At 71.2% G+C, this 22,220-nt stretch carries 21 protein-coding genes and 1 tRNA gene; 11 read left to right on the top strand and 11 right to left on the bottom strand.

Features of this window, described 5'->3' with window-relative positions; genetic code table 11:
• Positions 1-104: 104 nt before the first annotated feature.
• Positions 105-1,754, bottom strand: coding sequence for a diguanylate cyclase CdgB (cdgB, locus tag ACWD35_RS09315; RefSeq protein ID WP_451350551.1), 1,650 nt, complete (start codon positions 1,752-1,754; stop codon positions 105-107).
• Positions 1,755-2,060: 306 nt separating this feature from the next.
• On the opposite strand from cdgB, the gene ACWD35_RS09310 reads away from it, so the two are divergent.
• Together ACWD35_RS09310 and ACWD35_RS09305 are read left to right on the top strand one after the other, a co-directional pair.
• On the top strand, positions 2,061-2,633 hold the full coding sequence (locus ACWD35_RS09310) for a flavin reductase family protein (RefSeq protein WP_451350550.1): 573 nt from the start codon (positions 2,061-2,063) through the stop codon (positions 2,631-2,633).
• A 56-nt stretch (positions 2,634-2,689) separates the two neighbouring features.
• Positions 2,690-3,169 carry a GNAT family N-acetyltransferase gene (locus ACWD35_RS09305; RefSeq protein WP_451350549.1) on the top strand — a complete coding sequence of 160 codons (480 nt, stop codon included), beginning with the start codon at positions 2,690-2,692 and terminating at the stop codon, positions 3,167-3,169.
• Positions 3,170-3,244: 75 nt separating this feature from the next.
• Here the strand turns inward: ACWD35_RS09305 and ACWD35_RS09300 are convergent, their stop codons facing one another.
• On the bottom strand, positions 3,245-4,084 hold the full coding sequence (locus ACWD35_RS09300) for a sigma-70 family RNA polymerase sigma factor (protein ID WP_451350548.1): 840 nt from the start codon (positions 4,082-4,084) through the stop codon (positions 3,245-3,247).
• A 97-nt stretch (positions 4,085-4,181) separates the two neighbouring features.
• A complete protein-coding gene (arfB, locus tag ACWD35_RS09295; RefSeq protein WP_451350547.1) occupies positions 4,182-4,610 on the bottom strand; it encodes an alternative ribosome rescue aminoacyl-tRNA hydrolase ArfB in 429 nt (142 codons plus the stop codon).
• Positions 4,611-4,798: 188 nt separating this feature from the next.
• On the opposite strand from arfB, the gene ACWD35_RS09290 reads away from it, so the two are divergent.
• The 3 genes from ACWD35_RS09290 to ACWD35_RS09280 all read left to right on the top strand — a co-directional run bounded on the left by ACWD35_RS09290 (position 4,799) and on the right by ACWD35_RS09280 (position 7,865).
• On the top strand, positions 4,799-5,374 hold the full coding sequence (locus ACWD35_RS09290) for a TerD family protein (protein ID WP_451350546.1): 576 nt from the start codon (positions 4,799-4,801) through the stop codon (positions 5,372-5,374).
• Positions 5,375-5,500: 126 nt separating this feature from the next.
• A complete protein-coding gene (locus tag ACWD35_RS09285; protein WP_451350545.1) occupies positions 5,501-6,052 on the top strand; it encodes a GNAT family N-acetyltransferase in 552 nt (183 codons plus the stop codon).
• 256 nt (positions 6,053-6,308) lie between these two features.
• Positions 6,309-7,865, top strand: coding sequence for a M4 family metallopeptidase (locus tag ACWD35_RS09280; protein WP_451350808.1), 1,557 nt, complete (start codon positions 6,309-6,311; stop codon positions 7,863-7,865).
• Between the two features lie 44 nt (positions 7,866-7,909).
• Here ACWD35_RS09280 and ACWD35_RS09275 read toward each other — a convergent pair whose 3' ends face one another.
• Entirely contained in the window at positions 7,910-9,301 is a 1,392-nt protein-coding gene (locus tag ACWD35_RS09275) for a M1 family metallopeptidase (RefSeq protein WP_451350544.1), read from the bottom strand.
• A gap of 53 nt (positions 9,302-9,354) precedes the next feature.
• Here ACWD35_RS09275 and ACWD35_RS09270 point away from each other — a divergent pair, with 53 nt between their 5' ends.
• Positions 9,355-9,855, top strand: coding sequence for a hypothetical protein (locus ACWD35_RS09270; protein WP_451350543.1), 501 nt, complete (start codon positions 9,355-9,357; stop codon positions 9,853-9,855).
• A gap of 22 nt (positions 9,856-9,877) precedes the next feature.
• On the opposite strand, the gene ACWD35_RS09265 is transcribed toward ACWD35_RS09270, so the two are convergent.
• The gene (locus ACWD35_RS09265; RefSeq protein WP_451350542.1) at positions 9,878-10,555 is read right to left on the bottom strand and encodes a pentapeptide repeat-containing protein; all 678 of its coding nucleotides are present in this window, start codon (positions 10,553-10,555) and stop codon (positions 9,878-9,880) included.
• Between the two features lie 157 nt (positions 10,556-10,712).
• Here ACWD35_RS09265 and ACWD35_RS09260 point away from each other — a divergent pair, with 157 nt between their 5' ends.
• Together ACWD35_RS09260 and ACWD35_RS09255 are read left to right on the top strand one after the other, a co-directional pair.
• Entirely contained in the window at positions 10,713-11,711 is a 999-nt protein-coding gene (locus tag ACWD35_RS09260) for a zinc-binding dehydrogenase (protein WP_451350541.1), read from the top strand.
• On the top strand, positions 11,708-13,258 hold the full coding sequence (locus tag ACWD35_RS09255) for an MFS transporter (RefSeq protein WP_451350540.1): 1,551 nt from the start codon (positions 11,708-11,710) through the stop codon (positions 13,256-13,258). The genes ACWD35_RS09260 and ACWD35_RS09255 overlap by 4 nt, the downstream gene beginning before the upstream one ends.
• 58 nt (positions 13,259-13,316) lie before the next feature.
• On the opposite strand, the gene ACWD35_RS09250 is transcribed toward ACWD35_RS09255, so the two are convergent.
• From ACWD35_RS09250 to ACWD35_RS09230, 5 genes are read right to left on the bottom strand one after another with little or no spacing between them, the layout of a single operon-like run.
• Entirely contained in the window at positions 13,317-14,723 is a 1,407-nt protein-coding gene (locus ACWD35_RS09250) for an NAD(P)/FAD-dependent oxidoreductase (RefSeq protein WP_451350539.1), read from the bottom strand.
• Between the two features lie 10 nt (positions 14,724-14,733).
• Positions 14,734-15,387 carry a rhomboid-like protein gene (locus ACWD35_RS09245; RefSeq protein WP_451350538.1) on the bottom strand — a complete coding sequence of 218 codons (654 nt, stop codon included), beginning with the start codon at positions 15,385-15,387 and terminating at the stop codon, positions 14,734-14,736.
• 8 nt (positions 15,388-15,395) lie between these two features.
• On the bottom strand, positions 15,396-15,869 hold the full coding sequence (locus ACWD35_RS09240) for a hypothetical protein (protein ID WP_451350537.1): 474 nt from the start codon (positions 15,867-15,869) through the stop codon (positions 15,396-15,398).
• Positions 15,870-15,885: 16 nt separating this feature from the next.
• Positions 15,886-17,052, bottom strand: coding sequence for a site-2 protease family protein (locus tag ACWD35_RS09235; protein ID WP_451350536.1), 1,167 nt, complete (start codon positions 17,050-17,052; stop codon positions 15,886-15,888).
• Between the two features lie 24 nt (positions 17,053-17,076).
• A complete protein-coding gene (locus tag ACWD35_RS09230; protein ID WP_451350535.1) occupies positions 17,077-17,289 on the bottom strand; it encodes a hypothetical protein in 213 nt (70 codons plus the stop codon).
• A gap of 289 nt (positions 17,290-17,578) precedes the next feature.
• Here ACWD35_RS09230 and ACWD35_RS09225 point away from each other — a divergent pair, with 289 nt between their 5' ends.
• A complete protein-coding gene (locus ACWD35_RS09225; RefSeq protein ID WP_451350534.1) occupies positions 17,579-19,993 on the top strand; it encodes an N-acetylmuramoyl-L-alanine amidase in 2,415 nt (804 codons plus the stop codon).
• A gap of 71 nt (positions 19,994-20,064) precedes the next feature.
• Here the strand turns inward: ACWD35_RS09225 and ACWD35_RS09220 are convergent.
• Positions 20,065-20,138, bottom strand: a tRNA-Thr gene (locus ACWD35_RS09220).
• A gap of 216 nt (positions 20,139-20,354) precedes the next feature.
• Here ACWD35_RS09220 and ACWD35_RS09215 point away from each other — a divergent pair.
• Complete coding sequence (locus ACWD35_RS09215; protein ID WP_451350533.1) at positions 20,355-21,491, top strand: ABC transporter ATP-binding protein; 1,137 nt, start codon at positions 20,355-20,357, stop codon at positions 21,489-21,491.
• Between the two features lie 172 nt (positions 21,492-21,663).
• Positions 21,664-22,125 carry a hypothetical protein gene (locus ACWD35_RS09210; RefSeq protein ID WP_451350532.1) on the top strand — a complete coding sequence of 154 codons (462 nt, stop codon included), beginning with the start codon at positions 21,664-21,666 and terminating at the stop codon, positions 22,123-22,125.
• The last annotated feature ends 95 nt before the right edge of the window (positions 22,126-22,220 follow it).

The following is a 22,220-nucleotide window of genomic DNA, read 5'->3' as shown; positions in this document are numbered from 1 at the left end:
CAACAGGTGCGGGCGGATGCGATACGTCGCTGGAATGGCGAGCCTACCCGTTCTCCCACGCCCAAACGGGTGATCCGAACCGCATCAACTCGCTGACCTGCGGCTCATCCGGCGCGTCGGTGTTGTTTGGGACGAGATCGTTTCTCTACGTACATCCGTTCGTCGGCTGACTTCAACACTTCGTCCGCCGTCATGCCGCAGTGTGCCCATCCGATGCCGAAGCTCGCGCCCACCCGGACGGCCCGGCCCTCGGCGCGGATCGGCTGGATGATCTCGTTGCGCAGGCGTACGGCGAGGTCCTGTGCGTCGGCCTTGCCGAGGCCGTCGGCGAGGATCACGAACTCGTCGCCGCCGAGCCGGGCGACGGTGTCCCCGTCGCGCACGCCCCTGCCGAGCCTGTGGGCCACCTCGATCAGGACCGCGTCGCCCGCGTTGTGGCCGAAGCGGTCGTTGATCGACTTGAAGCCGTCGAGGTCGCAGAAGAGGACCGCGAGCCCCTTGGCGCCGTCGTCGCGGCCGTCCTCGGGGGCGCTGGTGTGCACGTGGTGGTCGAAGGCGTCGAACTCCTCCACGCCGGGCGCGAAGTCGAAGCCGTGCCCGGTGGGGGCCTCGTACGCGGGGTGGCCGTAGGCCGCGTCCAGGGACTCCAGGGCGTGCGCGGGCCGCCGGCACAGGCGGGCCGACAGGCGCGACCGCAGCTCGGCGGAGTTCGGCAGGCCGGTCAGCGAGTCGTGCGAGGCGCGGTGGGCGAGCTGCAGCTCGCGGCGCTTGCGCTCCTCTATGTCCTCGACGTGGGTCAAGAGGAAGCGGGGGCCGTCGGCCGCGTCCGCGACGACGGAGTTGCGCAGCGACACCCACACGTAGGTGCCGTCGCGGCGGCCGAGGCGCAGCTCCGCGCGCCCGCCCTCCGCCGAGGTCCGCAGCAGCGTGCCGATGTCCTCGGGGTGGACGAGGTCGGAGAAGGAGTAGCGGCGCATCGCGGAGGCCGGGCGGCCCAGCAGCCGGCACAGGGCGTCGTTGCTGCGCAGGATCCGGCCGTGCTGGTCGCCGCCCATCTCCGCTATGGCCATGCCGGAGGGGGCGTACTCGAAGGCCTGCCGGAAGCTCTCCTCGCTGGCCCGGAGCGCCTGCTGGTCGCGCTCCAGGCGGACCAGGGCGCGCTGCATATTGGACCGCAGGCGGGCGTTGCTGATCGCGATCGCCGCCTGGAAGGCGTACATCTGGAGGGCCTCGCGCCCCCAGGCGCCGGGGTGGCGGCCGTTGCGCGGCCGGTCGACGGACAGCACCCCGATCAGTTCGCCGTGGGAGCCGCCCTGGACGCTCGGGGTGTACATCGGGGCGAAGAGCCGGTCACAGGGGTGCCACTCGTCCTCGAAGCGGGGCTCGGGCCCGTCCGTGAACCACTGCGGGACGTCGTCGTCGTCGAGGACCCAGCCCTCGGTGTGGGGTATGAAGACCAGGTCGCCCCACTGCTCGCCCATGTTCAGCCGCCGCTCCCAGGACTCACGCGAGCCGACCCGGCCGGTGATCAGGGCCTCGGCCGCGGGGTTCCCGGTGAAGGCGGCGACCACGAGGTCGCCGTCAGGGCGCACGAGGTTCACGCACGCCATCTCGTATCCGAGGGCGTTCACGACACCGTCGGCAACGGTCTGCAGTGTGTCCGCCAGGCTGCGCGCCGTGTTCATGTCGGCCATGACCTGGTGCAGCTGCCGCAGGGACGCAAGGCGGACGTACGGCTCCGACTCGGTCTCCATGCTCGCCCTCCCCCCGAGACCTCGCAGCGAATCAAGGGTTCCGAGCCACTGAATCACAGCGCGCTGCTCACTCGGTACACAGGGTCAACAATTCCCGCCCCTTGTGACTCAAGTCACAGGGAAAAGTGAACAATTGAGTGAGGTTTCCGCGGTTTCCCCATTTTCCCTGTCCGTTTGTTGAACGCAGGCGTTGCGGATGTGTCCATATGATGCACGAACCGCCGCTGATCCGGTCCCTGGTCCTAGGACTCGGTTCGGGCGGAGGCCCGATGCGCACCGCGGAAGGCGGAGATTAGCGTTTCCGGCGTGCTGAAGACCTCATCCCTCACCGCCACACCCTCCTCCGGGCATGCTGAGGGGGTGAGCAACGACGAGTTCCGGGCCGCGATGTCCCGGCTGGCCGCGGGCGTGGTCCTGGTGACCGCGCAGGAGCCGCCGCTGGACCCGGACGACCCCGGGGCGCCGGGCGTCGAAGACGTCGGCATGACCGCCACGGCGTTCATGTCGGTCTCCCTGGACCCGCCGCTGGTGCTCGTCAGCCTGCGCGAAGGGTCCCGGATGGACGACCTGCTCGCCGAACAGCCCCTGTGGGCGGTCTCGGTCCTCACCGAGAGCCAGCGGCACATCGCCGGCCGCTTCGCGATGAAGGGCCGCATCAGCGACCGTCTGCTCTTCGCGGACATCCCCTACGTCCGCGGCGAGGCCACCGGCGCCCCGCTGGTCGGCGGCGCACTGGCCACCCTGGAGTGCCGCACCGAGCAGCGGGTGAGGGCCGGCGACCACACCCTGGTGATCGGCCGGGTGCTGACCGCACACGCGCCGGGCGCGGAGGGCGGCCCGCTGATGTACTTCCGCAGCCGGTACCGGCAGCTGGGCTGACCGGACGCCGCCGGAATTGCGTCGCGGCGCCGGGGGGCCCGGCCTACGCTGCGCGCATGACATCCCAGTCACTGCAGCTGGAAGAGATAACCCCCGGGAACCTGGAGGCCGCGCTCGGCATCCGCATCCGCCCCGACCAGGAGCACGCGGTCGAGCCCGTGGTGAAGTCTCTGGCCGAGGCGTACGTCCACCCAGGCGTCGCCTGGCCCCGGCTGATCACCGACGCGGGGCGTCCCGTCGGCTTCCTGATGGCCTTCTTCGACATCGACTGGCACCTCGACGGCAGCGTGTTCCGCTCCGGCCTGTGGCGCCTGAACATCGCCGCCGAGGTGCAGGGCAAGGGCTACGGCCGCTTCGCCGTCGAGTCCGTCGCCGCGGAGATCCGCCGCAGGGGCGGCAAGGAGCTGTACGTCACCTGGCACCCCGGCCCGGACGGCCCCGAGGAGTTCTACCTCCGGCTGGGCTTCCGGAAGAACGGGGAGACCAGCGGTGGGCAGACGGTGGGGGTACTGGCCCTGGACGACGCCGGAGCGTAGCTCTCGCGGATCCCGTGGATCCCGCAGATCCCGTAGATCCCTCAGGAGCCCGCCCCGGGCCGTCCGGACCATGCCTCAGACCAGCTCGATCGCCAGCTCGGCCAGCCGGGCCGGGTCGGCGACGACGTCGACGAAGGTGATCCGGTCCTCCGCGAAGGAGAAGGACAGCGCACGGATCGGGCGGTCGTCGACCAGGACGAGCAGGCCGGTGACGCTGTCGACCAGCGCCGGATGCACGACGGCATTGGGATAGGCGAACGACGAGGCACCGGAGGCGATGGCCACCGCGCCGGAGATCACGCCCTCCTCGCTGCGGGCCACCACGTCCGGGTCGAGCACCGCGAGCAGCCCGTCGAAATCGCCCTCCCGCGCGGCGGCCAGGAAGGCGTCGACCACCCGCCGCTGCCGGGCCATGCCGGCGTCCGGCACCTCGGCGCCGCGCACCCGGCGGCGGGCCCGGCTGGCGAGCTGCCGCGCGGCGGCCGGGCTGCGCCCGAGGATGCCGCCGATCTCGTCGAAGGGCACGCCGAACAGGTCGTGCAGGACGAACGCCAGCCGCTCGGGGGGCGTAAGGGCGTCGAGGACGACGAGGAGGGCGAGACCGACGGAATCGGCGAGCAGGGCGTCGTGCGCGGGGTCCCGGTCGGCGGTGGGAGCGGGGTGCCAGGTTTCCAGCGGCTGTTCGGCGCGGGCCTTGCGGGAGCGGAGCATGTCCAGGCAGACCCGGCCGGTGACCGTCGTCAGCCAGCCCGCGAGGCTCGCCACCTCGCTGGTGTCGGACCGGGTCAGCCGGAACCACGTCTCCTGCACGGCGTCCTCGGCCTCGGTGACCGAGCCGAGCATGCGGTAGGCGACACCCCGGAGATGCCCCCGGTACGCCTCGAACCGCTCGGCGAGAAAGTCCTGCTCATTCATCGACACTGGCGCCCCTTCGACCTGCATCCGTACGCCTCCCCAAGGATGACGAAGAAGAGCGCGGAAACGTGACACGGGGAGCCCGACTGCGGGCGTACTACGTCCAGTTGCGCCCGGAGCGGCCCTGTTTCTTCTCCGCGCGCTGCTTCTTCTCGCGCAGGCGGCGTTCGTTGATGCCGCGTGGGATGCGGGTCGGCTTGCGCGGCCTGGGCGGCGGCGCGGTGGCCTCCGCGAGGAGGGCGGCGAGCCGTACGGCGGCGGCCTCGCGGTTGCGCCACTGGGAGCGGTGCTCGGAGGACCGTACGACGACGACGCCGTCCACCAGCCGCCCGGCCAGCCGCTCCAGCGCCCGCTCCTTCCACACCGGCGGCAACGCCTCGGTGTCGGCCAGGTCGAACCGCAGTTCGACCTGTGAGTCGCTCGTGTTCACGTGCTGCCCGCCGGGCCCGGACGACCTGGAGAAACGCCACGTCAGCTCGGCCTCGGGAAGCGAGACGGAGCCACGGATGACATAAGGACCGGCCATGCCTCCATGTTCCCGGCCGGGCCCGCCCCGCGTCACCCGGATTTCCCGGCGGCGGGCAACCAGGTAAAAAAGGTAAAGGGATCAGGAACCGCGGGGACCCCCCTCGACGTTCTTCCCGGTGACGCTAGTTTCGTCGGCAAGAGTGCGTCGGCAAAGGTGCACGGAAACCAAGGAAGGGACTCCCGATCATGGCTGTAAGCCTGTCCAAGGGTGGCAACGTCTCGCTCACCAAGGAGGCTCCGGGCCTGACCGCCGTCACCGTGGGCCTCGGCTGGGACGTCCGCACCACCACCGGCACGGACTTCGACCTGGACGCCTCCGCCATCGCGGTGAACCCGCAGGGCAAGGTCTACTCGGACGGCCACTTCGTCTTCTTCAACAACAAGCAGACCCCCGACAACTCCATCGTCCACACCGGCGACAACCGCACGGGCGAGGGCGCGGGCGACGACGAGGCGATCAACGTCAACCTCGCGGCCCTCCCGGCCGACGTCGACAAGATCGTCTTCCCGGTCTCCATCTACGACGCCGAGAACCGCGGCCAGAACTTCGGCCAGGTCCGCAACGCCTACATCCGCATCGTCAACCAGGCCGGCGGCGCCGAGATCGCCCGCTACGACCTCTCCGAGGACGCGGCCACCGAGACGGCCATGATCTTCGGCGAGCTGTACCGCAACGGCGCGGAGTGGAAGTTCCGCGCGGTGGGCCAGGGTTACGCCTCGGGCCTCGTGGGCATCGCCCAGGACTTCGGCGTCAACGTCTGACAGAACGCTGCGCCGGCTTCGGCCGCTGTCCGGAGCCGGCAGTGCCCGGCCGACACCACGATGAGCGCGGTGCCGGCCGGGCAGAACCGCGGGTGGGCAGCAGCCCCTTGGGAATAGCTTGCGCTCGTGATTCTTGAGCCCCTCTCCCCCGGCCAGGTCTTCCCGGCCCCGCTGCTGTCGGAACTCACCGCGCTCTACGCGTCCAACCACGAGTTCCACCGGCTCAGCGGCGACTTCCCCGACCCGGACGACGTACGCCCCGAGCAGGTGGCGGACGCGCTGGCCGGGGATCTGGCGCACCCGGACGCGGAGGTGCTGCCGGCCCGGGACGGGGGACGGCTGGTCGCGCTCGTGATCACGCTGGCCCACCACCCGGACCCGGCCGACCCGGACCCCTGGATCGGGCTGCTCATGGTGGCCGGGGCCGAGCAGGGCAAGGGGTACGGGCGGCGCGTCGCCACCCTCGGCGAGGACCGCTTCCGCGCCGCCGGCCGAGCGGCCGTACGCCTCGCCGTCCTGGCCAACAACCCCAAGGGCCTGGCCTTCTGGACCGCGCTCGGCTACGAGACCATCGCCCACCGCCCCGACCGCACCCTCGGCCGCCCCTGCACGGTCCTGCGCAAGCCACTGCACCGTGCGGACGGGGGCCTCAATTCCTCCTGTTCAGACAGCAGTTGATCATCATTTCGCCGTCCGTATAGCGGTTCCGGCCGCACGCCTTTCGGATACAAACACGTAAAGTCCTGTCGGGACTCTGTCAAAGAGGGTGGTCCGGGTGCCACCCTCTCCTCACTCGCCGCACCTCTGTGCATTAGCTGTGCCCCACCTGTGTCTTCGGCCCCACGGAGACCAGCTCAAAGGAGTCCGAGTGAGTCAGCCCCACGTCACCCGTAAGGCCACTGTGCGCGCCGCTGCCCTGATCGGCTCGGCCGCGATGGTCGTCCTCGCACTGCAGAACGGCGCCGCCACCGCAGCCCCCGAGCACACCCCCGGTGCCCTCGCGGCCCCGCTCAGCACCTCCGCCCGCGTCGCCGCCCTGAAGTCGGCCCAGGAGCACGCCGGTTCCGCGGCCCGTGGACTCGGGCTCGGCAGCAAGGAGAAGCTGGTCGTCCGGGACGTGATCAAGGACCGCGACGGCACGGTCCACACGCGCTACGAGCGCACCTACGCGGGCCTGCCCGTCCTCGGTGGCGACCTGGTCACCCACGTGGCGAAGAACGGCGACCTCAAGGGCGTCAGCAAGGCGACCAACGCCCGGATATCCGTGCCGACCACCACCGCGGCCGTCTCCCCCACGAACGCCAAGAAGAGCGCCCTGAAGGCCGCGAGCGGCACCAAGGCCACCACCTCGACCTCCCGCAAGGTCGTCTGGGCGGACGGCGCCAAGCCGGTCCTCGCCTACGAGTCCGTCGTCAAGGGCGTCCAGCACGACGGCACCCCGAGCGAGCTGCACGTCATCACCGACGCCACCACCGGCAAGCAGCTCGGCTCCTACCAGGCCATCGAGGCCGGCACGGGCAACACCCGGTACAGCGGAACCGTCACCGTCAACAGCACCGCCTCCGCCACCGGCGGCTTCGACCTGATCGACGGCCTGCGCGGCGGCCACAAGACGTACGACCTGAACGGCGGCACGGCCGGCACCGGCACCCTCTTCCACAACTCCGCCGACGTCTGGGGCGACGGCACCAACACCAACCGCCAGACCGCCGCCGCCGACGCCGCCTACGGCGCCGGTGTCACCTGGGACTTCTACAAGTCCGCGTTCAACCGCAACGGCATCGCGGGCGACGGCCGGGCCGCCTACTCCCGCGTCCACTACGGCAACGCGTACGTCAACGCGTTCTGGGACGACAGCTGCTTCTGCATGACGTACGGCGACGGCGCGGGCAACAACGACCCGCTGACCTCCCTCGACGTCGCCGGCCACGAGATGAGCCACGGCCTGACCGCGGCCACCGCGAAGCTCAACTACCGGGGCGAGTCCGGCGGCCTGAACGAGGCCACCTCGGACATCTTCGGCACCTCGGTGGAGTTCTTCGCGAACAACGCCTCCGACCCCGGTGACTACCTCATCGGCGAGAAGATCGACATCAACGGCAACGGCACCCCGCTGCGCTACATGGACCAGCCCAGCAAGGACGGCAGCTCCGCCGACTACTGGTCCAGCAAGGTCGGCCGCCTCAACGTGCACTACTCCTCCGGCGTCGCCAACCACTTCTTCTACCTGCTGTCCGAGGGCAGCGGCGCCAAGACCATCAACGGGGTCTCCTACAACTCCCCGACCTACAACGGCTCCACGGTCACCGGCATCGGCCGGGACAAGGCCGACCAGATCTGGTACAAGGCCCTGAGCACGTACATGACCTCGACCACCAACTACGCGGGCGCCCGCACCGCCACCCTGCAGGCCGCGGCCGACCTGTACGGCTCCGGCGGCGTGGAGTACAACGCGGTGGCCGCTGCCTGGACGGCGGTCAACGTCAAGTAACCGCACGCGCACGGCAGTAGAGCAGCAGGCAGCCGGGCCGCCCGTCAGGGGTGGTCCGGCTTGCCGTCTCTGTACAGCCAGTCCTTCCAGATCCCGCTGAAGTCCTTGTCCGGGTCCTTCTTCTCGACGTACGCGGTGAAGTCGGCGGTGCTCGCCGTGCCGTAGCGGTGGGTGGCGACCCAGCCCTGGATGATGTCGTAGAAGGCGTCGTCGCCGACCTTCTGCCGGATCTTCTGCAGGACCATCGCGCCGCGCTCGTAGACGGGCGTGTCGGAGATGTGCGCCGCGCTCGACGGCTTCGCGGGCGGGTACGCCCACAGGGCCTCGTCGTCCCCCTTGTAGAGGTCCATGAAGGTCTTCTGGGCGCTGTCGCCGCCGTGGTCCTCGTCGTACAGCCACTGCGCGTAGGTGGCGAAGCCCTCGTTGAGCCACATGTCCTGCCAGGACTTCGGGGTGACCGCGTCGCCGTACCACTGGTGGGCGAGTTCGTGTACGAGGGTGTCGGTGTCGGGGGCGCCGGGGAAGAAGGGACGATTCTGCGTCTCCAGGGCGTAGCCCGAGTCCTTCGGGCGGTCGACGATCGCGCCCGTGGAGGAGAAGGGGTACGGGCCGAAGTTGTACTCCTCCCACGCGATGATCGCGGGGATCTTCGCGAGCACCCCCTTGCTCGCCTTGGCCTGGGTGGGGTCGACGGCGGTGACGATGGGCAGGCCGTGCGGACCGGTGGTGCGGGTGATCTCGAAGTGGCCGATGGCGACCATGGCCAGGTAGCTCGCCATGGGCCGGTCGGTGCGCCAGGCGTAGGCCGTACGGCCGCCCTTGTCGGTCTGGCTCGTCAACTCGCCGTTGGAGACGGCCTGGAGGCCCTTCGGCACGGTGACCGTGATGTCGTACGTCGCCTTGTCGGAGGGGTGGTTGTTGCCCGGGAACCAGGCCATCGAGCCGACCGGCTCGCCGAGCCCGGCCGCGCCGTCGGCGGTGCGCAGCCAGCCCTCCTGGGAACCGTCGGGGTCGGTGAGGGTCCGCGGGATGCCCGAGTAGCGGACGGTCGTGCTGAAGGTCTCGCCCTTGCGCAGGTCGTCGTGCGGGCGGACGGTGAGCTCCTGTCCGCTACGGCTGACGAGGGCGTCCTTGCCCTCGACGGTGACCGAGTCGACGTGCAGTCCGGCGAGGTCCAGATCGAAGGCGGTCAGGTCCTTCGTGGCCCGCGCGGTGATCACGGCCTTGCCGGTGAGGCGGCCGGTGCCGGGGGTGTAGTCCAGCGCGAGGTCGTAGTGGGCGACGTCGTAGCCGCCGTTGCCCGCCTTCGGGAAGTACGGGTCCCCCACGCCGGAACCGCCCGGGGTGCCGCGCACGCCGCCGTCGCACCCGGTGCCGGCGAGGAGGAGGGCGAGCACGCCCGCGACGGCCGGGACAACACGCACGGATCTGGACATGTCAGTGATCTTAAGGGGAGCGCCCGCTCACCAGGCATGACACCATCTCTCCCGTGCTCGACATCGGCTACGCCCTCTCCAACCGCTTCCCGGACCCGCCGCAGACCGACTACCGCCGTGCGGACGTCCACGCGCTGCGGCACGACCTGTTCTGCGGGGACGTCTATCTCGCGGACACCGAGTCGGACCGGGAGCTGTCCACAGCCTGGGGATGGGTGCCGGTGCTGGACTTCGCGTGGGCGCTGTGCGACATCGTGGAGCAGCTGGACCGGGACCCCATGGGCTCCCGGGCCTCCCGGCCCCAGCACGCGGAGCTGGACTTCACCGAGTCCACCGACCGCATGCTGTTCGAGCGCCGCTTCGGCTGGGTGGACGTCGAGGCCGACTGGATGCCGGCCGAGGAGGCGCCGCTCACCTTCTCCCACACCGAACTCCGCCGCGAGGCCCGCGACTTCCTGCACGACCTGATCGCCGACCTGACCGACCTCCACGAGGACCTGGCGGAGAACCCGGCGATCTGGACCCTTCAGGCGCGCTTCCCCCGCATCCCCTGACGTCTCACCTCGCCACGCCGACTCACCCCGCCACCCGGATCCCCAGCTCCGCCGCCAGCACCGGCGCCAGATCCAGCAGCTGCCCCGTGCTGATCACCGCCCCCGACAGCCGGTCCAGCCCCCGCGCGATCTCCAGCGAAGCGGCCCCGCGCAGGTCCACGTCCGTCAGCGTGACCCCGCTGAAGTCCGCCTCCTTCAGCGTGCAGTCCACGAACTCGACCCGCTCCAGGCGGGCGCCCGCGAAGTCCGGCTCGACCAGGACGCAGGACTCGAAGACGACGTCCTTGAGGCGGGCTTCGCGGAGGTTGAGGTAGTCGAGCTTGCCGCCGCGGACCACGACCCGCTCCAGGACGGCGCCGTGCAGCTGGGTGCCGCCCAGGCGCGCGTCGGTCAGCTCGGCGTCGCGGAAGGTGGCCTCGGCGAGATCGGTGCCGACCCCGCGCAGGCCGCCGAGCACGGTGTCGAGGAAGCGGGCCTGGCGCAAGCCCGTCTCGTCCACCACGCACCCTCTGAGCGCACAGTCCAGAAACCGGGCGCCCGCCCCGCTCTGCCCGGCCAGATCCGCCTCCCGGAACTCCAGCCCGTCGTAGTCGCCGTCCGGCTCCAACTCCCCGTCGGTCCACGGTTCCAGCGGCGGCAGCCGCAGCTCCGGGCGCTGCGCGCCCTTCACCTTCACCCCGCCCGTCACTTTCCTCGTCATGGCCTCCATGCTGCACCCCGCCACTGACAGTCCCCCTCGGCCGATTCCCCCTTGACCTAAAGCTTGGTTGGGGTTGAAGAGTGGACGGGCACCAGCCGCGGCAAAGACGCAGCGGCAGACACGCAGCCGCACAGCCGGCACAGCCCTGGGGGAGCCCATGCACGCCGTCCGCCTGCACGCCTTCGGTCCGGCCGAGAACCTCGTCCTCGAAGAGGTCGCGGATCCCGTGCCCGGCCCGGGGCAGGTGCGTATCGCGGTGCGTGCGGCGGGCGTGCACCTGCTCGACACGGCCCTGCGGGAGGGCCACCAGGGCCCGCTGCCCGAACTGCCCGCCCTGCCGACCGTGCCCGGCCGGGAGGTCGCGGGCGTGGTCGACGCGCTCGGCGACGGCGTCGACGCGTTGTGGCTGGGCAAGCGGGTGGTGGCCCACCTCGGCTTCGCGCCCGGGGGCTACGCCGAACTCGCCGTCACCGACGTCGAGCGCCTGCACGAGATCCCCGGGAACCTGGACTTCGCCGCTGCCGTCGCCATGATCGGCACGGGCCGCACCGCCCTGGGGATCGTGCAGTTCACCGAGCTGGGACCGGACGACGTGGTCGTCGTACCGGCCGCGGCCGGCGGCATCGGCACGCTGCTCGTGCAGTACGCCAAGAACGCCGGAGCCGTGGTGATCGGGCTCGCGGGCGGGGCCGAGAAGACCGCCCGCGTCCGGGCCGAGGGCGCCGATCTCGCCGTCGACTACACCGACCCCGACTGGCCCGCGAAGGTCCGCGCCCACCTGGGCGGACTCGCGAGCCGAACCGCGCATCAAGAGGGGCCGGCAACTGTCGTGTACGACGGCGTCGGCGGCGAGGTCGCCCGGGAAGCCGTCGCCCTGCTCGGGCCGGGCGGGCGGCACCTCGTCTTCGGCTGGTCGGCGGAGGGCATCGGGCCGGGCCAGGGGCACCACGTCGAGGGCCTCTCCGAGTCCGTCCTCGGACCGGCCATGCTCCAGAAGGCAGGAGGGCTGCGCGCCCTCGAACTGCGCGCCCTCGTCGAGGCCGCCGAGGACCGGCTGCGCCCGGCCGTCACCCGTTTCCCGCTCGCCGAAGCAGCCGCCGCCCACCGGGCGCTGGAGAACCGCGGCACGATCGGAAAGGTGGTGCTGGAACCATGAAAAGAGCCATGAAGGCCGGCCCCTCGGCTGTCGGCCGAACAGGTGAACCTGGCGCAGCCGTTCCCGGCATACCCGACGGAGCCGACCCCTACCGCTGGTGGGGCCTGGTCGTCGTCGGCCTCGCCCAGCTCATGGTGATCCTGGACGGGACCATCGTGAACATCGCGCTCCCCTCCGCCCAGCGCGACCTGCACATGTCCGACGGCAACCGGCAATGGGTCATCACCGCCTACGCCCTCGCCTTCGGCGGGCTCCTGCTGCTGGGCGGCCGGATCGCCGACCTCGTCGGCCGCAAGCGCAGCTTCGTCATCGGTCTGATCGGGTTCGCTGCCGCCTCCGCCCTCGGGGGCGCGGCTGCCTCCTCCGGCATGCTCTTCTGCGCCCGCGCCCTTCAGGGCGTCTTCGCCGCGATCCTCGCGCCTGCCACGCTCAGCCTGGTGACCACGACGTTCACCGACCCACGAGAGCGCGCCAAGGCGTTCGGCATCGTCGGCGCCCTCGGCGGCAGCGGCACCGCGGTCGGATTCGTCGTGGGCGGACTGACCGCCGAGTACCTCAACTGGCGCTGGTGCCTGTACGTCAACGTGCCCATCGCCGCCGTCGCGGTGCTCGGCGCCTTCGCCCTCCTGCGCGAGCGCCCCGGCACCGCGAGCGCGGGGGCCCGGCTGGACGTGCTCGGCGTACTGCTCGGCTGCGGCGGGCTCGTCGCGCTCGTCTACGGCTTCAGCGAGGCCGACGCGCGCGGCTGGACCGACTCCCTGGTCCTCGGCCTGTTCGCGGGCGGGGTGCTGCTGCTCGGGCTGTTCGTCGCGTGGCAGCAGCGGGCGGCCAGCCCGCTGCTCCCGCTGCACATCATCAAGGACCGCAACCGCGCGGGCAGCGTCCTGACGATGATGCTCGCGATCATCGGCCAGTTCGCGCTGTTCCTGTTCATGACCTACTACCTCCAGGTCGTCCTCGGCTACTCGCCGGTCAAGGCGGGCCTGGCCTTCCTGCCGCTGACCGCCGCGATCCTCGCCGGTTCCACCCAGATCTCGGCACGCCTGCTCACGCTCGTCGCCCCGCGCCTGCTGATGGTGCCCGGCACACTCCTCGCCACGACCGGCCTGCTGCTGCTGACCCGGCTGACCGTGCACTCCTCGTACGCCACCGAGGTCCTGCCCGCCCTGCTGCCCATGGGCGTCGGCGTCGGCATGACGTTCATGGCGATCTTCGCCACCGCCACCGCCGGCGTCCTGCCGCGTGACGCGGGCGTCACCTCGGCCACGGTCAACACCGCGCAGCAGGTGGGCGGTTCGATCGGTACGGCCCTGCTCAACACCATCGCCACCACGGCCAGCGACCGCTACGTCACCGCCCACCTGCACCACCCCGCCCAGAAGGCCGCCGTGGTCCGGGCGGGCCTGGTGCACGGCTACACCGTGGCCATCTGGTGGGCGGTCGGCGTGATGCTGTCGGCTTCTGTGGTCGCGGGCCTGTTCGTGACGGCCAAGGCCCCCAGGAACCGGGCACCGGCCGACGCACCGGTCGCGGAGCCGGCCACCTGACCCGCCGCCTGCCCTGCCCGTCCCAGCCGGGCCGGTCGGCCCCACAGGGCCTAGCACCTCAGTGCCGGCCGGCCACCTTGTCCGCCACCCGCGCAAGGCGCGACGACTCCGTGCCGGGCCGCAGGCGTTCGCGCTGGTCGGCGGTGCGGTAGGTGGCGTACATGCCCTGCACGCCGAGCCAGCGGAAGGGCTCCGGCTCCCACTTGCGGACCTTGTGGTTCACCCACGGCAGGTCGGTCAGCTCGGTGCGGCCGGCCTGCCCCGAGTCCTGCTGGACCAGGTCGCGCAGCGTGCGGGCGGCCAGGTTGGCGGTGGCGACGCCCGAGCCGACGTAACCGCCCGCCCAGCCCAGGCCCGTCGAACGGTCCAGGGTGACGGTCGCGCACCAGTCGCGCGGCACCCCCAGCACACCCGACCAGGCGTGCTCCACCCGCACCCCGGCCAGCGCCGGGAAGAAGCGGACGAGGATCTCGTGCAGCGCCTCGATCGTCGCCTCCTGCGTACGGCCGTCGTTGTCCGTCCGCGAGCCGAAGCGGTACGGCACCCCGCGCCCGCCGAGCGCGATCCGGCCGTCGGCGGTGCGCTGCGCGTACATGTAGGCGTGCGCCATGTCGCCGAGGGTCTCCCGGCCCTCCCAGCCGATCGCCGCCCACTGCTCGTCCGTCAGCGGCTCGGTGGCGATCATCGAGGAGTTCATCGGCAGCCAGGTCCGCCGCTGCCCCTTCAGGGACGCCGTGAAGCCCTCGGTGCAGCGCAGGACGTAGGGCGCGCGGACGGTGCCGTACGGGGTGACGGCGTGCTTGGGGCGGAGCTCCGTCACCGGGGTCGCCTCGTGGATGGTGACGCCGAGGGCCTCCACGGCCGCCGCCAGCCCCTTGACCAGCTTCACCGGGTGCAGCCGGGCCCCGTGCGGGGTCCAGGTGGAGCCGACCGCGTCCGCGATCCTGATCCGCTCGGCGGTCTGCCGGGCGCCGTACAGCTCGCGGTCCTTCTCGCCGTACGACAGCTCGTGCTCGTGGAACGCCTTGAGCCGCGCCAACTGGGCGGGCGTGGTGGCTACTTCGAGCACCCCGCCCTGATGGACGTCGGCCTCGATGCCCTCGTCCCGGGCGACCCGGACGACCTCGTCCACGGTGTCGTTCATCGCCTTCTGCAGCCGTACGGCGGCCTCGTGGCCGTGCAGCTTCGCGTACCGGTCGCGGCCCGCGATGCCGTTGTACAGCCAGCCGCCGTTGCGGCCGGAGGCGCCGTAACCGCAGAACTTCTGCTCCAGGACGGTGATCCGCAGGAAGGGGGCGGCCTTCTTCAGGTAGTACGCCGTCCACAGGCCCGTGTACCCGCCGCCGACGATCACCACGTCCGCCGAGGCGTCCCCGGTCAGCGGCTCCCGCATCGCCGGAAGGCCGTCGTCCGCGTACCAGAAGGAGATGCCGCCGTTGACGGCACTGCTTGCCGAGCTGCTCATGCGCGGGACGTTAACCCCTCAGGGCGGCCAGTGTCTCCTTCGGATTCCATGCTTTTCCACGGCCTCTGACCAGCGGCTGACACGCAAGCCCGATGAGCACCGAGAAGAAGTGCCCGAAGTCGGTGAAGGTCGCCCCATCGGTCAGCGGCAGCCCGAAGACCGCCAGCACCAGCAGCACGTACCCGTACCGCCAGGGCGGCGCGATCCGGTACGCCAGCACCCCGATCACCCCGGCCAGCGCGTAACTCACCCCGATGTCCAGGGTGTTGACCGCCGAGTGCGGGGCGATCCCGTCCCGGATCGCCTTCAGCAGGATGCCCTCGCTGAGCAGCGAGGCCAGCACATGCGCCAGCGCACACACCCCCATCCAGCGGGCCGTGCCCAGCCAGCGCTCCACCTGCGCATGGAAGACGGTGTACAGGAAGGCGTACGGAAACCAGTGCCCGGTGTCGACCCACATCGCGCTCGCCACCAGCACCCGCACCGGATTGCGCGACAGCTCGTGGATGTTCGTCGAACGCTGCCGCAGGAAGTGCTCCTCGAACTCCGGCGACATGCGGTGCAGGGCGACGGTCGTGACGAACAGGACCGCCAGCCACACGTACGTGCCGGGAGAACTGCGGAAGAACGCCCCCACCGCACTCAGGCCCCGGTTGATTCGCATGAGCCGATTCACGCACGCCGGTGCCGTCCCGGGCGTGACCGACATCCCCGGAGGGCGGGCCGACGGGTGTCCTCCCCGGGGACCGGGAGCGGCTGCCGGCACGGCGTGGACGTGTCGAGGTGCGGTGCGGCCCCGGCCAGCGAGCGGGCCGTCGCCTCCGCCTCCGCACGGGTCGGCACGCAGACGGCGAGGAGACGGAACGGCGCGGAGGGCCACAGCTCGGCGCAGACGGCGGGCCTGCCCGGCCGCAGGACGACGAAATCCGCACCGCCCAGGTGGCAGCGCGTGCCGATGCACCGGACCCCGGGGATCCACAACCCGCGCACCGGATCCCCGCGCAGGGCGCGCCACCAGTCCGGCTCGACGGTCACCCGGCACACCGCCGCCAGCGGCACCCGCACCTCACCGCGCCGCGCGGCCAGCCGCTCCCGCCACGTCAGTCGTACGACCAGCTCGTCGCCGTCGGCGGCCATCCACGCCATCGCCCCGGGTCCCTTGCTAGTGAGCCGCCCTCAGGCCCGCGCCCGGCGGCGCACTGGAGGAGAGCCAGGTGATGATCCGGCTGACGTCGGAGCTGGAGACGATGCCGACGACACGGCCGTCCGTGACGACCAGGGCCCGGCGGGCGGGGCCGGCCTCCAGGTTCGGCAGCAGCTGGGCCAGGGAGTCGTCGGGGCCGGCGACCGGGACGTCGGCGAGCGGCACCATCACCGCCTCCAGGGTGGTCGAGCCGCGGTCGGCCTCCGGCACCTGGCCCGCCTGCCGCACACTGACCAGCCCCAGCGGATGCCCCTCCGGATCGACGACCGGGAAGGCCGAGTGCCGGTAGCGCCACGACGGACCGCCGAGGAACTCCCCCACGGTCGTCCCGGCGACCACGGTCACCGGATCGGCGCTCATCGCCTGCCGGACGCGTACGGAGGCCAGCAGCTCGCGGAGCTTGGCCTGGCTGCCCTCCAGCGTCGCCATGGCGACCATGAACCAGCCGATGAGCAGCAGCCACAGCCCGTCGACGAACTCGCGGGTCATCGCGATGTACAGGCCGGCGGCGACCAGCAGCCAGCCCAGCGTGCGTCCGGCGGCCGTGGCGACCGCGGTGGCTCGCAGCCGGTCGCCGGTGCGCCACCACACCAGGGCGCGCAGCAGCCGCCCGCCGTCCAGGGGCGCGGCGGGCAGCACGTTGAACACCGCCAGCAGGATGTTGATCCCGGCCAGCCAGGCGAGCGACTCCACGAGCAGCGCCGGGCCGCGCAGCGCGTGCGTCCACCAGGTGAGCAGGGCGAACACCCCGCCCAGCAGGAAGCTGACCAGCGGCCCGACACCGGCGATGCGCAGCTCCGCGGCCGGACCGGGCGCCTCGCTGCGCAGGCGTGCCGCCCCGCCCAGCAGCCACAGGGTGATCTCGTCGCCGGCGACCCCGTTGCGGCGGGCCACCAGCATGTGGGCGAGTTCGTGGGCCAGCAGGGACAGCAGGAACACCACCGCCGTCGTCACGCCCGCCAGCCAGTAGGCCCAGCCGGCACTGCCCGGATGGGCGCGGGGCAGCCGCCCCTCGGCGAGCCCGAAGGCGATCAGCAGGAAGATGACCAGGACACTCCAGTGCACGCCGACGCGGATGCCCGCCACGCGTCCCAGCGAGAAGGTCGCCCCCAAGGTCGCCCCCACGGCAGACACCTCCCTACCGCGCGCTCACCGCACGCAGCCGACGTCCAGCACCTCGATGACGTCGCCGTGCACGGTGTAGACCAGCCAGCACCACTCGCCGAAGACCGCGGACAGGTCCGCTTCCTGTGTCGTGGTGTCGTGGGAGACCGCGCCGATGAGCGCGAGGATCTCCTGGTGTGTCTCGTCCGGCACGTCATAGAGCACATCGGCGGCCTGCTGGAGCAGTTCGACTTTCATGACGCCCCCGCACAGCTCTCGGAGAGCCCCCGTACGGCGTCCTACAGGGAACAGTTTCATCCCTTGTGTACCCATTTGCGTGTATCTATGTGAAGCCGGTGACGCTTCAACGTTCGCGCGCGCTGGTATTCCTGGGCACTCCTGTGACAGCTGTGCCCTGCGATGGCTGTGATGACGACGACTACAGACGACAACAGACGACTGCAACGGAGCTTCAAGGTGGGGCATGAGAACTGAACAGAGGGTTCGGCGCGGTCGTCGTCGAGTCAGTCTGAAGACACGCACGTGGATGGCGCTGGGGGCGGTCGTCGCCGGCGGCGGCGTGGCTGTGGCAACCGTCGCCATGGCCGGGTCGAAAGGCCATCCCGGAGCGTCGGCCGCACCGGGACCGGTCAAGACGCATGTCCACTCGCTTTCCCTGCCCGGGGCCAGCGCGTCGCTCAAGGCGCTGGGAGCCCGGTCCACGGCTCCGTTCAGCATGGTGGGTGTCACCTGGAACGGCGCGCACGCCAAGCTGCGCGGCACGGTGGAGGTGCGGACCCGTTCCGCCGCCAGCGGCCACTGGACCCCGTGGCTGAAGATGCAGCAGCCGGACGACATCCCCGACGCCGCCGAGCTGAACCGTCCCGGTGTGCGGGGCGGAATGTCGCCCATGTGGTCCGGGCCGTCGAACGGAATCCAGGTCCGCGCGACCGGCGCGGGCAGGACGACCGCGCTGCCCGCCGGGCTGCGGGTGGACCTGGTCGACCCGGGCAAGCCCGCCACCGGCGGGACGCAGGACTCCGGCATGGGCCTGGCGGGATACGCCATGGGCACGGCAGCCACCGACACCGCGACCCCGACGGACAGCGTCGCCCCGACCGACACCACGACGGCCACGGCAGGCAGCGACGCTTCGGGCTCCCCGACCGCGACGGACTCCGCCTCGCCCACGGACACCCCCACGGCCACGGACTCGGCATCCGTCGCGCCGTCCACCGGGACCTCCGCCCCCGCCACCGCTTCCACCTCGCCGAGCGCGTCCCCGACGCCCTGGCCCAGCCAGCTCCCGTCGCTGTCCGAGGCGTACCCGTCCTGCCCGACCTCCTCCAGCAGCCCCTCCGCGTCGGCGTCGCCGACCCCGCCGGACCCGATGCCGGCCGCGACCACCTCGACGGTGGCGCCGCCCACCGTCGTCACCCGGGCCGGCTGGGGCGCGGACGAGTGCGCGCGGGAATCGGGTTACCCGCTGTACGGCTCGGCGGTGAAGGTGATGTTCGTCCACCACACGGACACCACCAACAACTACTCCTGCGCCGACTCCCCGGCGATCGTGCGCGGCATCTACGCCGAGCACCTCAACCAGGGCTGGCGCGACCTCGGTTACAACTTCCTCGTCGACAAGTGCGGCACCGTCTTCGAGGGCCGCTTCGGCGGGATGGCGCTGCCGCTCGTGGGCGCCCAGACCTACGGCTTCAACACCAACAGCATGGGCGTGGCCGCCATCGGCACGTACACCGACCTCAGCGGCGGCGACTCCACGGCCAGCACCTTCCCCGGGGCCACGCCGAGCCAGGCGATGCTGGCCTCCATCGCCCGCATCGCGGCCTGGAAGTTCGGCATGACCGGCGTGAACCCGGGCACCGGTACCGCGTCGCTGCCCGAGGGCGCCTCCGACAGCTACGGCTTCACTCTGGGCAACAGCTACAACTTCAACGCGATCTCCGGGCACCGCAACGGCTTCGCCACCGACTGCCCCGGCAACCAGCTCTACAACGCCCTGAGCACGATCCGCTCCTACGCGGCCGGCCCGGTCGGCGCGGTCTCCGTCACCGGAATGTCCGGCGGGGCGGCCAAGTCCGGGACGAGCTACTACACCAAGGGCGCGGCCACGGTGAGCTGGACGACCGTCACACCGTCCGCGGTGATCTCCGGCTTCGACGTCCTGGTCGACGGCAAGGCCGTGGCGCACGCCTCCGGCTCCGCCCGCTCCGCCTCGGTCTCGGTCGCCTCCGGCAGCCACACCGTCCAGGTGCGCGCCACCCACGTCCGTGGGGCGACCACGCTGTCCGGCTCGGTCACCCTGGTCGGTGACCCGACCGGTCCCACCTTCCCGACCGCTCCCGGCGTGCAGGTGCGCACCGGCACGGTGAACTCCACCGCGGTCCCGGTCACGGTGACCTGGAAGGCCGCCGACAACGCGGCGCTCGCCAAGGTCATGGCGACCTCGCCGTCCTCGGCCACCTTCGGCCCGACGGTGACCTCCTGGGCGACCAGCGCCAAGCCCGGCACCTCGGACCTGTTCGCCCTGAAGGCGTACGACGTGGCCGGCAACACCAGCGGCGCCTCCGTCTCCCGGACGCCGAACATCGTCCAGGAGACCTCCACCACCCGGACCGGCACCTGGGCACAGCGGAGCAGCACCAGCTACCTGGGCGGCCACTCCTACAGTTCCTCGTCCGCCGGGGCCTCGATCAGCTGGACCTTCACCGGACGCTCGGTGGCCTGGATCGTCTCGCGGGCCTCCACCTCGGGCCAGGCGTACATCTACGTCGACGGCACCAAGGTCACCACGGTGGACCTGAAGTCCTCCACCACCCTCTACCGCCAGGCGATCTGGACCAAGACCTGGTCCAGCTCCGCCAAGCACACCCTGAAGATCGTCGTGGCCGGCACCTCGGGCCGCCCGGCCATCACCACCGACGGCATCGCGACCATCGGCTGACCGGTCGGCCGCACCCCACGAAAAACCCGCTCTGCCCGCGGGAAGTCCGCGGGCAGAGCGGGTTCTTTCAGAGCCCCCTGTCGGATTCGAACCGACGACCTTCGCTTTACAAGAGCGGCGCTCTGACCAGCTGAGCTAAGGAGGCCTGCACACACCCGGGGTGTGTGCCTGTGCAGTGTACCCACGTCCCGACCCGGCCCTGTCGAAAATTTCCGCGAAGTTCACAGGGGTCCGGGTACTGACACAGCGGGTGAACGGCAGGTACCGTCCTGATCCAGTTCACTCGCGTGGACTACACCAACCACCTTCCTACAACGGATCGTCCGGCACGTTCCTGCCGGTAGAAGGGGGCCCATTCACCATGGCCACTGTCACGTTCGACAAGGCGACCCGGATCTACCCGGGTTCCACCAAGCCCGCCGTCGACCAGCTCGACATCGCGATCGAGGACGGCGAGTTCCTCGTCCTCGTCGGCCCGTCGGGCTGCGGAAAGTCCACCTCCCTGCGGATGCTCGCGGGCCTGGAGGACGTCAACGGCGGCGCCATCCGCATCGGTGACCGCGACGTCACCCACCTGCCGCCCAAGGACCGGGACATCGCCATGGTGTTCCAGAACTACGCGCTCTACCCGCACATGACGGTCGCCGACAACATGGGCTTCGCGCTCAAGATCGCCGGCGTCAACAAGGCGGAGATCCGGCAGAAGGTCGAGGAGGCCGCGAAGATCCTCGACCTCACCGAGTACCTGGACCGCAAGCCGAAGGCGCTCTCCGGCGGTCAGCGCCAGCGTGTCGCCATGGGCCGCGCCATCGTGCGCGAGCCGCAGGTGTTCCTCATGGACGAGCCGCTGTCCAACCTGGACGCCAAGCTCCGCGTCTCGACCCGTACGCAGATCGCGTCCCTCCAGCGCCGTCTCGGCATCACCACCGTCTACGTCACCCACGACCAGGTCGAGGCCATGACGATGGGCGACCGGGTGGCCGTACTGAAGGACGGCCTGCTCCAGCAGGTCGACTCGCCGCGGAACATGTACGACAAGCCCGTGAACCTCTTCGTCGCCGGCTTCATCGGCTCCCCGGCCATGAACCTGGTCGAGGTCCCGATCACCGACGGCGGCGTGAAGTTCGGCAACAGCGTCGTGCCCGTCAACCGGGACGCCCTGACCGCCGCCGCCGACAAGGGTGACCGCACGGTGACCGTCGGCGTCCGCCCCGAGCACTTCGACGTGGTCGAGCTGAACGGCTCCACCGCGGCCTCCCTGTCCAAGGACAGCGCCGACCAGCCGGCCGGCCTCGCCGTCTCCGTGAACGTCGTCGAGGAGCTGGGCGCCGACGGCTACGTCTACGGCTCCGCCGAGGTCGGCGGCGAGATGAAGGACCTGGTGGTCCGCGTGAACGGGCGCCAGGTGCCGGAGAAGGGCTCCACCCTGCACGTCGTGCCGCGGCCGGGCGAGATCCACGTGTTCTCGACCTCCACGGGCGCGCGTCTCTCCGACTGACGCAAGTGACGGCAAGGGCCCCGCAGAGTGCTGCGGGGCCCTTTGCTTTGCCGTCGGGCAGCCGTCGGGCGGGGGGAAAGGTCAACCCCTTACCCAGAATGCGGCGCGATCTCATCCCCCATTAGGGTGACTCAATGTCGCCACATCATTACCGGGCGCTACCCTCACACGCGTGAAGCACTCCACCACTCCTCAGACGCGACGCGGCCACCGGGGCGGCCCTGCCCGCCGGATCGGCCGCACTCTCGCCCTCGTCCTGCCCGTCGTCCTGGTGCTCTCCGGGACCCTCGCGGTCACTCGGGTCAACTGGACGGGCAGCCCCTCCAGCTCGGTGCTCACCGCCACGGACGTCTCCGCGACGGTGGTCCCCGCCAAGTCGGCCGCCCGCGCCCCGCAGGACGTGCTCCGCGACGAGCTGGTCGCCGAGCTCCAGGACAAGAACCCGGGGGTGGTCCTCACCCACCTCCAGCAGGCGGTCAACGGCCACCCCTCGCTGGCCCGGCACTGCACGTCCATCGCCCGCGCCCTGGGCCGGACCGCGGTGCGCATCTACGGCGCCTCGCGCGCGCAGTCGTACGCCCGCCCGGTGTGCGACACGGCCTTCGCCTCGGGCGTGCTGGCCGCGCACAGCTGAGCCGAGGTACGACGCCTGCTTGCCCGGTGCCGGTCCGGTGCCGGGCAAGCGGCGGTTGGGAAGTCGGTAACGGCACCTTAAGGAGCACGCTGCTG

It is taken from the genome of Streptomyces sp. NPDC002671 (assembly GCF_053592475.1).
The sequence above is the reverse complement of the archived record's forward strand: the minus strand, read 5'-3'. Positions and strand labels throughout refer to the sequence as shown.